General features: G+C 69.6%; 5 protein-coding genes. 2 read left to right on the top strand and 3 right to left on the bottom strand.

What is annotated here, in order from left to right; genetic code table 11:
* Positions 1-1,229: glucose-1-phosphate adenylyltransferase family protein (locus tag GFJ45_RS03210; protein WP_153394088.1), on the bottom strand; the 1,229-nt coding region annotated here is incomplete at its 3' end.
* Positions 1,230-1,380: 151 nt separating this feature from the next.
* Here GFJ45_RS03210 and GFJ45_RS03215 point away from each other — a divergent pair.
* Positions 1,381-2,478 (top strand): zinc-binding dehydrogenase, encoded by a 1,098-nt coding sequence (locus GFJ45_RS03215; RefSeq protein ID WP_153394090.1) that lies wholly within the window; start codon positions 1,381-1,383, stop codon positions 2,476-2,478.
* Between the two features lie 25 nt (positions 2,479-2,503).
* Here the strand turns inward: GFJ45_RS03215 and GFJ45_RS03220 are convergent, their stop codons facing one another.
* Both GFJ45_RS03220 and GFJ45_RS03225 read right to left on the bottom strand, forming a co-directional pair.
* Complete coding sequence (locus GFJ45_RS03220) at positions 2,504-3,349, bottom strand: L,D-transpeptidase (protein WP_194288495.1); 846 nt, start codon at positions 3,347-3,349, stop codon at positions 2,504-2,506.
* A 150-nt stretch (positions 3,350-3,499) separates the two neighbouring features.
* The gene (locus tag GFJ45_RS03225) at positions 3,500-14,560 is read right to left on the bottom strand and encodes a DUF6923 family protein (RefSeq protein ID WP_194288496.1); all 11,061 of its coding nucleotides are present in this window, start codon (positions 14,558-14,560) and stop codon (positions 3,500-3,502) included.
* Positions 14,561-15,023: 463 nt separating this feature from the next.
* On the opposite strand from GFJ45_RS03225, the gene GFJ45_RS03230 reads away from it, so the two are divergent.
* On the top strand, positions 15,024-15,491 hold the full coding sequence (locus GFJ45_RS03230) for a hypothetical protein (RefSeq protein WP_153394096.1): 468 nt from the start codon (positions 15,024-15,026) through the stop codon (positions 15,489-15,491).
* Positions 15,492-15,493: the final 2 nt, after the last annotated feature.

Consider the following 15,493-nt stretch of genomic DNA (forward strand, 5'->3'; position numbering starts at 1 on the left):
AGCTCCATCCGCGAGCCCGGCTCCAGCGTGGCGCCAGCGGCGATGTTGCCGTCAGCCCCCACCAGCACGATCGCGTCGTCGGGGACGGTGCCGCGGCGGTGCCGCTGCCCGACCACCGCGCGACGGCCCACCCGCACCCGCGTGTCCAGGACCGCCGTGGCCACCCGCGCGTCCCGCTCGACGACCACCTCGCCGAACAGCACGGCGTCCTCCACCACCGCACCCGGCTCGACCACGACACCGGGACCTAGCACGCTGTGCCGCACCGTCCCGCGCACCACGGCCCCGGGGCCGACCATGCTGTCCTCGACGTCCGCGCCTGCGGCGACCATGCCGGGCGGCCCGTCCACCGGGTGGCTGAGCACCGGCCGGTCGCGGTGGTCGAAGACGTCCACCCGCCCGGCGACCAGGTCCCGGTGGGCCATCAGGTAGGTCTGCGGGCGACCGGCGTCCCGCCAGTAGCCTTCGACCAGGACCGCGAGCGTCCGGCCGCGCTCGACCAGCGCGGGCACCAGGTGCTCGCCGAAGTCACCCAGCCCGGTGTCGTACGGGTCGCCGTTGGTCTCGGCGAGCTCGCGACGCAGCCGCTCCAGCTGCTCCAGCAGCACCGCCGAGTCGTAGACGAACACCTCGGTGGCGACGGTGCCGGTCTCCGGGAGCCGCGCCGGCTTGTCCTCGACTGCCCGCACCGTCCCGTCGGCGGCGGCGCGGACGACCATGTTGTGCTGCGCCTCCCGCACCCCCACCTCGGCGGTGAGGATGGTGCACTCGGCGCCGTGGCCATGGTGGCGCCGGAGCAGCTCGTCCAGGTCTACGTTGATGACGTGGTCGCAGCTGAGCACCACGACCGTGCGCGCACCGTGGGCGGCGATCTGCTCGCGCAGCCGGTGCAGGTTGTCGGCGTTGCCCCGGGAGAACCCCTCGGTGTCGGCCGGGCCGGACCCCTCCTCCGGGACCACCCGGCGGAACCCGCCGCGGGTGCGGTCCAGGTCCCAGGGCCGCCCGCCGGACAGGTAGGGGTCGAGGCTGGCTGCCTGGTACTGCACCGACACCCACACGTCCCGGATGCTGCTGTGGGCCACGCACGACATCGGGAAGTCGATCAGCCGGAAGGTTCCGGCGAACGGCATCGCCGGCTTGGCCCGCTCCCGGGTCAGCACATCCATCCGGCCGCCCTGCCCGCCGGCCTGCAGCACGGCGAGCACCTCGCCCGCGGTCCACTCCGCCATAGCGGCAATCTAGGGCGGTGGCGCTGGGCGCGCGCTGCGAGCGAGCCGCGACCCCGGGGACCGCTCCGGGCGTGACCCTGGCACTCTGGACCGGAACGCGCCGGCCATCACGCGCCAGCCGGCGGCCGACACCACGAAGGAGACCGCGACCGTGAGAGCCGTCGTCATGCACGCCCCCGGTGAGCCGCTACGGGTGGAGGACCTCGAGCTGACCCCGCCCGGCCCGGGCGAGGTACGGGTGAAGGTGACCGCGGCGGGGGTGTGCCACAGCGACCTGCACTACCTGCGCGGTGACCTGGCCGCGCGGATGCCGCTCGCGCTGGGCCACGAGGGCACCGGCGTCGTCGAGGAGGTCGGCGCTGGCGTCGACCACGTGGGGCCCGGCGACACCGTCGTGATGACCTGGCGGCCCCGGTGCGGGCAGTGCGAGTTCTGTGCCGGCGGCCGGCCCGGGCTGTGCGTCAAGGGGGCGGTCCACGGACAGACCAACGGGTTGCTGCGGGGCGGCACCCGGCTGTCCAAGGATGGCCAGCCGGTCCACCACCTGATGGGCGTCTCCTGCTTCGCCGAGGAGGCCGTCGTCTCCCGGGAGTCGGTGATCCCGGTCCCGGCCGACATCCCGCCGCCGGTCGCGGCCATCGTCGGCTGCGCCGTCATCACCGGCATGGGCGTGGTGCTCAACCGGATGCCGAACCCGGCCGGCAAGGGTGTCCTGGTCATCGGCGCCGGCGGCGTCGGGCTCTCCTCCGTCATCGGCGCTCGCCTGGTCGGCGCCAACCCCATCGTCGTGGCCGACATCGACGACGAGAAGCTCACCCGGGCCCGGGAGCTCGGTGCCACCCACGTGGTCAACTCCGCCCAGACCGATCTGGTCGAGGCGGTGCGTGACATCACCGGCAATGGGGTGCACTGGGTGGTCGAGGCGATCGGCCGGCAGGCCACCATCGAGCAGGCCATGGCGTGCCTGCGGCCGGGGGGCACCACGTTCGTGGCCGGCCTCGGGGCCGCCGGCGACCAGGTCACCGCCCCGCTCAACCCGATGGTGCAGCAGGAGAAGTCGGTCCAGGGCAGCCTCTACGGCTCCTCGAACTTCACCGTCCAGATCCCCCAGCTGCTGGACCTGTACCGGGCTGGCAGGATCCCGCTGGACTCCCTGCTGGGCCGGGAGTACCGGCTCGACCAGGCCGAGGAGGCGCTGGCCGGGCTGGTCGGCGGGCCGGCGGGCCGCTCGGTGATCGTGCTGGACTGAGTGCCGGTCCCTGGGGCGTCGCGGGCTAGGCGGTCTCGTCTGCGGTGGTGTTGACGATGTCGATGGGGGTGCCGGCGGGGACGTCGCGGAGCTTGGCGAGGTCGTCGAGGTGGAGCCGGACGCAGCCGAGGGAGATCTTGGCGCCGTCGTCGCCGATCTCGTCCTCGGCGCCGAGCGGGCCGTGGATGGCGGTGATGGCGTCGCCGGACTGCTCGAAGTCGGAGATGGTCTCGGAGTGGGCGCTGGTGACGACCACGAACGGCCCCCATCCCGAGGTGGGGTCCGGAGGCTGCTGCAGGAAGGTGACGAAGTAGCTGCCCAGCGGGGTGGGCGCCTTGTCGCGGCCGATCCCGGCCGGGGCGTCCAGCACGACCTCACCGGCGTTCAGCAACCGTAGCCGGCGCTGGCCGACGTCGATCTGGATGCGGTAGGGCGTGGTGGCCAGCTCCACGCCTTGGCGCCGGATCCAGCCGGTGGACTGGTTGGGGCGCTGGGCCAGGCGCACCTGCAGCCAGCCGGGCCGTTGGTCGATCACCGGCAGCACGCTGGGGCGGCCGTGCCATGACTCGGGGATGGTGCCCTCGGGCTGGCTGTCGGCCTCCGGGGCGGCGTACCGGTCGACATCCCCGGGCAGGGTGACCACCAGCGTCGAGTCAGGCGGGGTGTCCACGACCGGAAGCGGCGTGGCCGCGTCCTCACCCCCGCTGGGCTCGGCGCCTTGGCCGGCGCTGGGTGCCTGGGTGGCGTCGGGGGCGGCCGGACCGGGGTCCTGGTCGTCACCGTCCTGGGTGGTGAGGACCACCAGCAGGGCCACTAGGAGGGTGAGGCCACCACCGAGGGCCACGAGCAGCCTGGTGCGGGACAGTTGCACGGCGTCCTTCCTTTGGGCCAACGTGGCTTGCGATCATCCCCCGGCTCGGCCGGACCCGGCCCGGGTGCTTCTGACCCCGGGCCGGGTCTGGCCCCACGCCCGACCCGGGCGGGCCGGGTCGGGCGTGGGTACCGGTTGACGGGAGGCGGGTCAGCCGGTGACCGGGACCGGGTCGGGCGTGACCGGTGCCGGTGGTGCCGGGGGCGGTGCGGGTTCGGTGACCACGATGTCGGTGGCGGTGGTGCACTCGGGGCTGCCGCCGTCGCTGTCACAGTTGGCGTCGGTGCCGGCGGAGGCCACCACGTTGACCAGGGCCGCCGCCGAGTTGACGTCCTCGTCGACCGTGACGGTGTAGGTCAGCGTGACGGTCTCACCGACCGCCAGCGGACCCGACCAGGTCAGCGTGGTGCCGTCCCGGTCCACCGTGCCGGAGGTCGCCTCCGCCTCACCGGCCCAGTCGGCGTCGTCGAGCACGTCGGTCAGGTCGTCCTCGATCTCGGCCGGCTCCTGCGCGGTGTAGTCGGCGGTGCCGACGTTCTGCACCGTGACGGTGTAGGACACCTGCCCGCCGGGGCCGGCCTGCTGGGCGTCGACCTGCTTGTCGATGGCCAGCTGCCCGGCGGTGGCGATCTCGACACAGGCTCGGTCCTCGCTGTCCTGGCCGTTGACCGTCACGGTGGCGGTGTTGGACAGCCCGGTCCCGGACTCACCGTCGTCGATGGTGCAGTCGGCCGCCTGGTTGGTGACCTCGGACAAGCCCTCCACCGTGGCTGTCACGGTGTAGCTGTGGGTGGCCGGTCCGTCGGCGGTGGCCCCGTCGATCGGCACCTCGGTAGCGATCACCGGCTGGCCGGTGCCGTCGAAGTCGTCGTTCACCGCGACGCCACCGGGCTGGTCGTTGACCGCCGTCACGTCGTGGACGGTGATGCCGTCCCCGAAGGCCAGCCGGTCCTCGATGTCGTAGACGGTGGCGCCGGCGCCGTCGTTGGTCACCGTCACCGAGTAGGTCACGGTGTGGCGTCCGTTGCCGATACCGGTCGGGCCGTCGATGACCTCCTTGTCGACGCCCACCCCGGCCAGCGACTCACAGGCCCGGTCGCTGCGGGTGGTGTCGTTGACGGTCACCGACGCGGTGTTGGCGAACCCAGACCCCGCCTCGCCCTGCAGGTCGCAGTCGGAGTTGGCCAGCGTGACCGCTGCGGCGTCCACCGAGGCCACCACCGACACCTCGTACCGGTGGCTCTGGCCGTCGGCGATGTCGACGTCCTCGGCCACCACGGTGTCCTCGACCCCGTCGAAGTCCTCGTTGAGGTCCACGCTGCCGGGGTCGACGTTGGCCACGTCGATCGACTCCACCGTGACGGCCTCACCGAAGGCCAGCTCGTCGACCAGGTCGTAGCCAGGACCGTCGCCGGTCCTCGTCACGACCAGCTCGTAGTCCAGGGTCTGGGTGCCATCCCCGTTGTCGATGACCTCAACCAGCTCCTTGTCGATGTCGGTCACCGGCACCGGCACGCACCCGTCGTCGGTCTCGGCCTCGGGTCCCACACTCAGCGTGGACTGGTTGGCGAACCCGGTCCCGGACCCACCGGCACCCAGGTCGCAGTCAACCGCGGCCGGGTCGATCCCCACCGGGGCGTGGGCTTCCACCTCGACCTGGTAGGTGTGGACCGCCGGGCCGGCGTCGGTGCCGGCCTGGATCGGCTCCCCGGTCACGATCGAGACCTCCTCGATCCCATCCCAGTCGGGGTTGGTGGCGATCACACCTGGGCCGGTGTTGCTGACCTCCTGGTCAAGGACGTCGATGCCCTCACCGAAGGCCAACGTGTCCTCCAGGTCATAGACGTCCTGGGCGGCACCGGCGTTGATCACGGTGATCTCGTAGGTGATGCCCCAGTTGCCGTCACCCAGCGGGGTGGGCCCGTCCACGACGTCCTTGAAGTGGGTGGTCGCCGGGAAGTTGCTGCAGTCCTCCACCGGGTTGGGCTCGACCCCGTCGATCTCCATGCTGGCCAGGTTCATCGTCCCGGTGCCGGCCTCGCCCTGACCCAGGGTGCAGTCGGCGTTGTCCGGGGTGGCCGCGCCGATGTCAACGGTGACCTCCACCACCACCTGGTAGCGGTGGACCTGCCCGTCATCGATCGTCTTGCCCGCGGCGACCACGACGTCGTTGACGCCGTCGAACGCGTCGTTGGTGTCGATGTCGCCGGGGTCGACGTTGACCGCCGAGACATTCTCGATGGTCAGCGACTCGCCCAGCAGCAGCTCATCGCGCAGGGTGTAGCTGCCCTCACCGCCCTGGACCCGCTCCACCGTCAGGTCATAGACCAGCTCGAACCGCCGGCCCTCCAGGGAGTTGATTCCCGCCAGGTCCTTGTCGATCAAGGTCACCGGCGGCAGCGGGCAGCTCTCGTCCTGCTGCTCACCGGAGTCCCCGGTCAGCGTGGTCCGGTTCATGAACCCGGTACCGGCCTCACCCTGTCCCAGGGTGCAGTCGGTGGCCTCCGGGGCCAGGTTGCCACCGACCTCAGCCTCGACGGTGACGGTGTAGGTGTGCACCACCCGCGAGCCGTCGCTGGCCCCGCCGATCACCTCAGCAGCGACCACCTCGGTGTCGCCGTCGCCGTCCCAGCCGGTGTTGACCGCGATACCGCCGGGGGCGGTGTTGGTTACCGACTGGTCCAGCACGGTGATCCCGTCGCCGTACATCAGCTCGTCGCTGACGTTGTAGACCCCCTCGCCGGCACCGGTGTTGACCACGTCGATCTCGTACACGATCTCGAACCGGCCATCACCCAACGCCGTCGGCGTCCCGACGGTGGACTTGTCCACATCGATCACCGGGAAGGCCTCACAGTCAGCATCAGACACCGTCGAACCGTTGGAGGTTGCCGAGGCGGTGTTGGCGAACCCGCTGCCCGACTCGCCCTGCAGGTCACAGTCTGAGCCGGCGAACGTGGCGGCGTCGCCGTCGACGGTCACCTCCACGCTCACCTCGTACAGGTGGGTCTCGCCGTCGTTGATCGCCACGTTGGTCGCGATCCGGGTGTCAGATTCCCCGTCGAACCCACCGTTGACGGCCACCCCACCTGGGTTGACGTTGCCGACGGTCACCGCGTCGACGGTCACGGCGTCACCGAAGGTGAACGTGTCCTCCAGGGTGTAGCCCGGCCCGTCGTTGCTGCGGGTCACCGACAGCTCGTAGTCGAGGGTGAACGTCCCGTCACCGTTGGCGGTCATCGACACCAGTTCCTTGTCGATGTCGGTCACCGGCGGCGGCACACAGTCCTCATCCACACTGGACTCACCGTTGGTGGTCAGGGTGGCCTCGTTCAGGAAGCCGGTGCCGTCGGCGCCACCAGTCTGCGGGTCGCAGTCGGCGTCGGCGATGGTGATGTCGGCTGCGACCTCGGCCACCACCGTCACCACGTAGGTGTGCACGGTCGGGGCCATGGTCGTCGCCGCGGCGATCGGGACGTCGGTGACCACCCGGAGCTGGTCCACACCGTCCCAGTCAGTCTCCGTTGCGACCCCGCCCGGGACGGTGTTGGTCACGCTCGCGGAGACCACCGAGATCCCGTCGCCGTACAGCAGCTCGTCATCGATGGTGTAGGTGCCGTCCCCGGCGCCGGGGTTGGTCGCCGTGATCTCGTAGCTGATCTGGAACTCCCCACCACCGACCGGGGTCGGGCCCGCGGTGACCGACTTCTCGATGACCGGCTCGGCCGGTGGCGGCGGGCACTCCCGGTCCTCGTCCGTGGTGTCGTTGACCTCCACCGAGGCGGTGTTCAGCAAGCCGGTCCCCGACTCGTCCTGGTCCAGGGTGCAGTCGCTGTTGGCGAATGTCACCTGCTCGGCCTCGACCTCGAAGACGACCGCGACCTCGTAGGTGTGGACGTCGCCGTCGGCGATCGCCACGCGGCCGACCACCAGTGTGTCGCCCTGCCCGTCATAGCCGGTCCGGGTCGCGATGTCGCCCGGGCTGGTGTTGACCGCGGTCACCGAGTCGATCGAGACCGCGTCGCCGTACTGGAGCGCATCGACCAGGTTGTAGCCGGGGCCGTCGCCGGTGCGCGACACGGCCAACTCATAGGTCGCCGTCCAGGTGCCGTCACCGTTGCCGACCACGTCCACCACGGTCTTGTCGATGTCGGTGCTGGGCAGCGGGACGCAGTCCTCGTCCGAGTAGGGACCGGAGGCTCCGGTCACGGTGGCCTCGTTGTCCAGGCCTGTGCCGGACTCACCGGGATTTAGCGTGCAGTCGGCGTCGCTGAGCGCCAGGTCGGCCGGCACCTCGACGACGACGGTTGCCTCGTAGGTGTGGACCACGGGGTTGCCCGGGGTGGCCCCGGCGATCGGGACGTCGTCGGCGACCGAGATGTCACCGATGCCGTCCCAGGTCCCGTTGGTGGTGATCCCACCCGGCGCGGTGTTGACCGCGGTGGTGGACACGATCGAGACGTCACCGCCGTAGCGCAGCTCGTCGTCCAGGTCGTAGACGTCGGCGCCGGCACCGCTGTTGGTCACCGTCAGCTCGTAGACCACCTCGTACTCGCCGTTGCCCAGCGCGGTCGGGCCGGACGCGACCTCCTTGTCGATGGTCGTGGCCGGGAACGCCTCACAGTCCTCGTCCTCCAGGGTCTGCCCGTCGATCTCGAGGTTGGCCTGGTTCATCACGCCGGTCCCGGCCTCACCGGGCTCCAGCGTGCAGTCGGAGTTCTCGGGCGTGACGTCGTCCAGCGACACCGCGACGTCCACCTCGACCGTGTAGGTGTGCGTCTCACCGGCGGCGATGTCGATCCCGCCGGCGACCAGAGTGTCGTCGACCCCGTCGAACCCTCCGTTGACCGCGATCCCACCCGGGGTCACGTTGACGGCTGTCGGGCCGGCAGCCACGTTCACCGCGTCGGACAGCAACAGCTCGTCGCGGAGGTCGTAGGTGCCGTCGGTGCCCTCTCGGGCGACCGTCAACTCATACGTCACCGTGTAGGTGCCGTCACCGTTGGAGACGCGGTCCAGCAGCTCCTTGTCGATGTCGGACCGCGGCGTGGGCGGGCAGTTGTCATCGCTGTACTCACCGGAGTCACCGTTGACCGTGGCGAGGTTCAGCAACCCGCTGCCGGACTCGCCGGCACCGACGGTGCAGTCGGCCGCAGCCGGGTCGATGTCGGGGTCGATGTCGACCTCGACCGTCACCGTGTACACGTGCACCGCGGGGTCGCTGGCCGTGGCGGCCGCGATCGGCTCGCCCTGCACCACCAGCGTGTCGGTCTCGCCGTTCCACTGCGTGCGCGGGGTGATCGTGCCCGGCTGGGTGTTGACCACCTGCGCGTCGACGACATCGATGCCGTCGCCGTACTGCAGCTCATCGGACAGGTCATAGGTGTCCGGTGCCGCGCCGCTGTTGGTCGCGGTGATCGTGTACTCCAGCTCGTAGGTACCGGTGCCGGTCGGCGCCGGCTCCGACGTGGTGGTCTTGTCCACCAGCGTGGCAGGGATCTCCTCGCAGGCGTCGTCGCTGGCCTGGACGTCGTTGACCGTCACCGTGGCCGTGTTGGCGAAGCCGGTCCCGGATTCGCCCTGTTCGAGGTCACAGTCGCTGTTCTCGAACGTCACGGCCTCGCCGTCGACGGTGGCGTCGACGACCACTTCGTAGACGTGCGTCTCGCCGTCGGCGATCGGCACGTCGTTGGCAACCAGCGTGTTGCCCTGGCCGTCGAAGTCGGTCTCGGTGGCGATCCCGCCGGGCTGGGTGTTGGCGGCCGTCACCGCGTCGACTGTGACCGCATCGCCATAGGTCAGCTCGTCGTCCAGGTCGTACGGCGAGCCGTCCCCGGTCCGGGACACCGTCAGCTCATAGGTCAACGTGTAGCTGCCGTCGCCGTTGGACACGGTGTCGACCAGCTCCTTGTCGATATCAGTTTCGACAGGGGCGTTGGTGAACGTGCACACCACACTGGCGCCGAACCCACCGACCGAGGCCGGCATCGTGAACGACCCCGCCGCACCAGTACCGCTGGCCACGACCGCGTCGTTGTTGCCGGTGTTCACGCACTCCCAGGCGATGTCGTAGTTGCCCAGGGTGGCGCCGGCGGCTCCGGCCTCGGCGATGTCATAGGTCTCCCCGGGCAGCGCGAGGACCGGGCCGGCTTCCTCGGCCGGCTCGTCCTGCACGCCCAGGTCGCTGCCGGTCGTGGTCCCGACGTTGTTCTGCGCGATGCCACCACCAGTGACGCTCACCTCGAACTGGTCACCGTCGACGGCCCGCTCCACGATGTCCTTGACCACCGTGATCGTCGCCGGCGTGGCGCACGACCCCAGGTCCACGCTCTCCCCGGCCGGGCTGAGCCCCTGGGTGTCCTCCACCTGCCCCGAGCTCGGGTGCACCTGGCGGACGCTCTGGTTGCTGGCCAGGTACAGGTACCCGTCGCCATCGAAGGCCACGCCGTTGATCGCGTCCGAGCCACCGGTGATCACCGACAGCTGCTGACCGGTCACCGTCACCGGCGACCCCTGTGCCGTCGTGGGCAGCGCCTCACTGACCACGTACAGCGGGTTGGTCGGCGCTGCGCCGGCCACCACATACAGGTTGCCCTGACTGTCAAAGGCCCAGTCCCCGTTACCGCCCGCAGCGGCAACGTCCCAGTCGATGGTCGCGACCTGGCCCAGGTCCGTCTCGGTGTTGGTGTCGAAGGCATACACCGTGCCACTACCGGTGCCCACCGTGCCGTAGTAGTAGATCCCGGTGCTGGCATCCACCGCCCCGTGCGTCGCGCTGTTGATGCTGCCCGACCACTGGTCCACGTCACCGGTGAAGGTGTCGTAGCGCACCACGCTGCCCGGGCTACCGGACAGGTAGCTGAACAAGTACTGGCCACCCGCGGAGAAACCCAACGCGTTGTTAGTGCCGCCCCCCAGGTTCAACGACCCGACACTGCTCATCGCACCCGTGGCGGTGTCCATCTCATAGAAGTTGTACGGGCTGCTGCCCTGAGCCGCATACACCGACGGGCAGGAGATCTGCACCGGGATCGGACCGACCACCGCGTAGTCCTCGACCTCGCCACCAGCAGCCGGGCCGGTCGGCAGCTGGTCAACCTCGGTCACCTCACCAGGGAACAACCGGAACCGGGCGAACGTGCCGTCACCCGGACCAGCCGGCGCCGGGAACGTCAGCGTCTGCGTCGTGGTCCCCGAGTTCGCAGGCACCACCACGGACTGCCGCTCGCTGTCCTCGAACACGCCGTTGTCGTTGCCGTCGATCCACCCGACCAACGTCGCCAGCTCACCGGTGTCGTTGGTGACCTCGACATCGACCGCGGTCGGTTCCCCGACCACCGTCACGATCTGCTCGACCACACCGTCCTCGTCAGGAGGGCCGTCGGCGTCGTCACCAGCGGCGTCACCGCCGGGCAGGCCGTCGTTGTCCGGGTCGATGGCCGTGCCCAGCATCAACGGGGCGGTGTTCGCGTCGGCGTCGTAGCCGTTGACGCTGTGCCGCGGCCCGTCCGCACCCAGCGTGGTTCCGTAGGAGTCCGGCGCGTCACCGAAGTCGACCAGGATCGGCGCGGCGGCGCACCGGGCCCCGTCGTTGCCGTCCGAAGACGGACCGGGCGAGAAGAAGTCGGCGGTGCCGGCTTCCACGTCGATCCGCCAGATCTCCCCGGTGGCGTTGTAGGAGGCGTACAGGTTGCCGTCGGCGTCCACGAACATCGCACCGACCAGCGCGTTGACATCCGTGCCGTCCTGGTCACCGATGACGCCGAGGTTGACCGGGGTCGTCCAGTCACCGGTGGAGCGGTTCAGCCCGATCAGGACCGACTCATCGTCAGCGTTGCGGGCCACCATCCACACCGTGTCGGTACCGGGCACGTACGCCCAGTCGTAGCCAGCAACCAACCCGGTCGGAAGCGGCGTCGCCTGGCTGGTGGTCGCCCCGGTCGCCAGGTCGATGTCGTACCACGCCCCATTACCCCACACCCAGTAGTGACCCTGGTCATCGACATCGCCCACCAGGAAGTTCATCACCGGCACCCCGTCCGGCTGCGGGATCGAGGTGTCCACACTGCCGTCCGAGCCGACTCGCACCAGCTCCTGGGTGGTCGTGGACCACCCGTAGACGTAGTCGTCGAGAACGTTGTAGCCGATCGCGTTGACCGAGTACGCATCGGCGGTGGCCGGCGTGGTCTGGGCACCAGTCACCAGGTCGATCGCATGCATATTGGTCGGCTCACCCGCTGCCGGGTACTGGAACAACAGGCCAGGCTGGCCGCTGACGCACTGGAACGGCGGCGGGAGCGGGCCCTCGACCGGGTAGTCCTCGACCTCGCCGGCGGCAGCCGGACCAACCGGAGACAGGTCGGCGTCGTCGACGGCCCCCGGGAACAGGCGGAACCGGGCATACGTCCCCCCAGCGGGGAAGGTGGCCGGGTCGAACACCAGGTCATAGGGGTCGAGGCCGGAGGAGGCAGGCACGTCTGCCGACACCAGCTCGCCGGCGTCGTCGAAGTCGCCATCGTTGTTCAGGTCAATCCACCCGGCCAGGGTCGCCGGCTCACCGGTGTCATTGGTCACGTCCACCGACACCGTCGTGGACTGCCCACCCACCAACACGATCGGGTCAGCCACCCCATCGTCGTCGCCACCGTCACCATCGGCAACCGCTCCCGGAGCACCGTCGGACTCGATGTCGATGGACGACCCCAGCATCAACGGCGCAGTACCCGCATCGAGGCCCGGGACCGCATGCCGCGGACCGTCATCAGCGAGCAACGTGCCGTAGCTGTTCGGGGCGTCACCGAAGTCGATCGGAAGCGGTGCCAACGCGCACCGGGCACCGTCGTTCTGGCCAGTGTCTCCAGGACCCTGCGCGAAGAACGATGCGGTGGCGTCGGCCGTGTCGATTCGGTAGATCTCCCCGGTGGCGTTGTCGCTGACGTAGAGGAAGCCGTCGGCGTCCATGTACGCGGCACCGAAGAACCCGCCGGGCAAGCCGAGGGCCCCCTCATCAGACACCTGGTGCGTCGAGCGGTCGAAGCTGATGAGGTGCTTCGCTCCTCCGGGTCCGTCTGCGATGCCATAGAGCAGACCGTCGGTCGGGTTGAACGACCAGTCCGGGTTCAAGAAGGTGATGCCGGTAGGCAGACTCAAGGGGCCGTTGTCCAACACCTCGCCGAAGGTCGGGGAGCCCGGCTCGAGGTCGATCTCGACCCACTGCTCGGGAACAGTGTCGGTGCGCCTCGCCCAGTAGTGACCATCCGTGTCGACGTCGCCATGCCCGATCAAAGTGGCTTCCGTCAGGCCGTCGGGGATACCGAGGTACTCCACGCTGTAGTCCGAGCCGACCCGTACCAGTCCCGTCGGATAGGACGTCCCGCCCGGCTGGGCGCTGTTGCTCCACCCGTAGATGTAGTTGTCGAGCGGGTTGTAACCGATGCCATTGAGATGGGTGTCCTCAATGTTGGACGCGGTCTCGCTAAAGCTGCCGGTGACCAGATCGCCTTCCCACACGTCGACGGGCACGTCCTGGAACAGATATGCCGTGGGGGCGCACTCGAACGCCGGCAGCTGCTCGGCGGTCACAGTCAAGGTGGCGTCGAGATCCGGGACGATATTGGCAACGGCCGTCGAGACGTTGGAGTTGTCGTTGACATAGGTGCCGGCCTCGTCAGCGGTGACGGTGACCGTGATGGTGCAGGCGTCGCCTGGGTCGACGCTGATGTCGGCGGCCTCGATGCTGGTGCCACCGGTGGTGATATTGACAGCCGGAACTCCACAGTTTCCGTTGTCGGTCACCGATTCGTTGGCGAGCGTGAGGCCGCTGGGGAGGGTGTCGGTGAAGTCCAGTGGGGCGAGGGTGATCGACTCCGCCTCGTCGGGGTTGCTGAGGCTGAAGGTCAGCTCGCTGGTCTCGCCCGCGGCGATGCTGGTGGGGGCGAACGCCTTGGTCAGGGGCGCCGTGGGGAACGACATGGTCCAGCTCCAGGAGTCGCCGGAGCCTGGGGGTGGCGGGTCTCCCTTGGGCGGGTTGTTGTTGGTGAGCGTGAACGACTCGATCGGTGCCGGGCTGACGAGGCGGAACGAACCGCAACCACCGTTGGTGTCGGCGCCGTTGCCGAAGCAGCCTTGGTTCGTCGACGAGTCGAAGGAGTCGTTGATCGTGGTTCCCGACACGTCGAGGATCTCGTTGGCGACGATCGTCTCGATGGTGATCGGGTTGCCCTCGATGTCGGTGCCGCCGACGATGAGCCTGGAGGCTTCGAGGTTGTTGATGTGCAGGATCGGCGCCACCACCGGCGCGCTGAACTCGACGGTCGACTGCCGCTCGGCCCCCGACCCGCAGACGGACGCCGCCCACTGCGAGCTCGCCGGATCGGGATCCGGCTCCGTGTACTCACCGGCTGTGTTGGGACCGGAGGGATCGATGCCGGTGTTGTCGATCATCTGGCAGATGGGGGGCGGCAGCGAGGGCGTTACCGCTGTCGTGGTCTCGGTCGCGCTGACACCCACGCCACCAAAGGTGAGCGTTCGCGTCGCGTCGACGCCGACACCGCCGTTGGTCGGCCGGCTCACGTCCGTCACCCACTCCGACGAGGGGGCAACGGCGAAGCTGCCGATGGCACCGACCGCCTCGCCGAGCTCGCTCGTCGCCGTCGGCTCCTGGTCAGTGCCGCTCTGGACATCGTCAACCGGCTGGCCGTCCGAGGTTTGTTCCTCGCTGCCCTCGTCAGCCGGCCCGTCGGGTTGCGACCCGGTCTTGTCCGCGGGCTGGGTGGTGTCCTGAGAGGTCTTCTCAGCAGAGTCGGACGCGTCACCGTCCGCCTCATCACTCTCTACCGTGTCCTCGTCGGCGGTGGCGCCGTCGGTGGCCGACGGCGCACTGCCGGTCTGGCTCTCGACGTCCCCGCTGTCCTCCGCCGTGTCGGCAGCGCTCTCCCCCTCGGCCGCCTGCTCACCCTGCGTGGTGACGTCATCACCCTCGGCCACGTCCCCCGCGTCGCCTGACCCCTCCTCGGCGTCGGCCGGATCACTCTCCCCCTGGGTCGACAGCTGGTCATCCTGGGCCTCGTCCTGCGCCACGTCGGTCCCACCGGGTGGCGTCTGCTGGCCCATCACCGGCACCGACGGCACCAGGCTCGTCACCAGCACCAGCACCAGGAACAGGGCCGCCCACGACGCGCGGCCGGCCCGACCGGTTCGGTGACCCATCATCGACAGTCCGCCCACGGCAGCGCCGATGACCGGAACCTGCGATCCGGCAGAAAAAGCGCGACGCATACGCGTGCCGCGTGACCCGATGGCCATGATGCCCCTCTCGTTACCGCCCCTGCAGCGCCCCGACAGCCTGTCGCAATACCGACGAGGCTGAACGCCGCCTCACAGAATGCTCACAATTCTCTGGCCTGTCTAGAGCCGCCGGGGATTTTCTCAATGAAGTTTGGGGCGCACGTTCCGGCGGTCTCGCAGTTCTTGTTTAACGACAGGTCAATGGCAATTAAAGTAGCGGTCAAGAAAGGCTGCCCATGGAGTCCTTTTTGCGCAGAAGGACCCCACGGTGCTACGCGTTGTTCACACCCCAGGCGGAACGGCAGCAGACAACAAACCCCTGCGTGTGGAGGTCGCGGCCGTGCTGGAGACCGACGGGCCGGTCGCCTGCCCAGTAGGGTGACCGGTCATGGGACTGCTCGACCGCTGGAGGAACAACGACCGCCGGCCGTGGTCACCGCCTGCCGAGGGGTCGTGCGGCTGCCGCCGTCACCTCGACGACGAGCTCCTTGGCACCGTCGTGCCCCTGTCCCCAGACGCCGGGCTGCCCGAGGAGGTCGGCTCCCTCTCCGTTGCCGAGCTCATCGACTGCCAGGCCCTCGGGTGCGAGCCGGTGGACGTCGGCGACCGGACGCTCACCGACGGCACCGGCCCGTACCACTGGAACCTCTGGTTCGGTGACGAGACCCGACCCTGCTACAGCGACAACGCGACGCTGCAGCTCGACGCCGCGGTCGCACAGCAGGACGGTGTCGAGCGGACCGTCTGGCTGGACCGGGAGGTCATCTACATCGGCGCCCCGCGGCTGTGCTCCTCGGGCGCGCTCGCGGTAGCGGCGCTCGGCCTCCTCGACCCCGGCGTCCGTGACCAGGGGTGACC

The sequence above is a fragment of the Ornithinicoccus halotolerans genome, assembly GCF_009602535.1.
GTDB lineage: Bacteria > Actinomycetota > Actinomycetes > Actinomycetales > Dermatophilaceae > Ornithinicoccus > Ornithinicoccus halotolerans.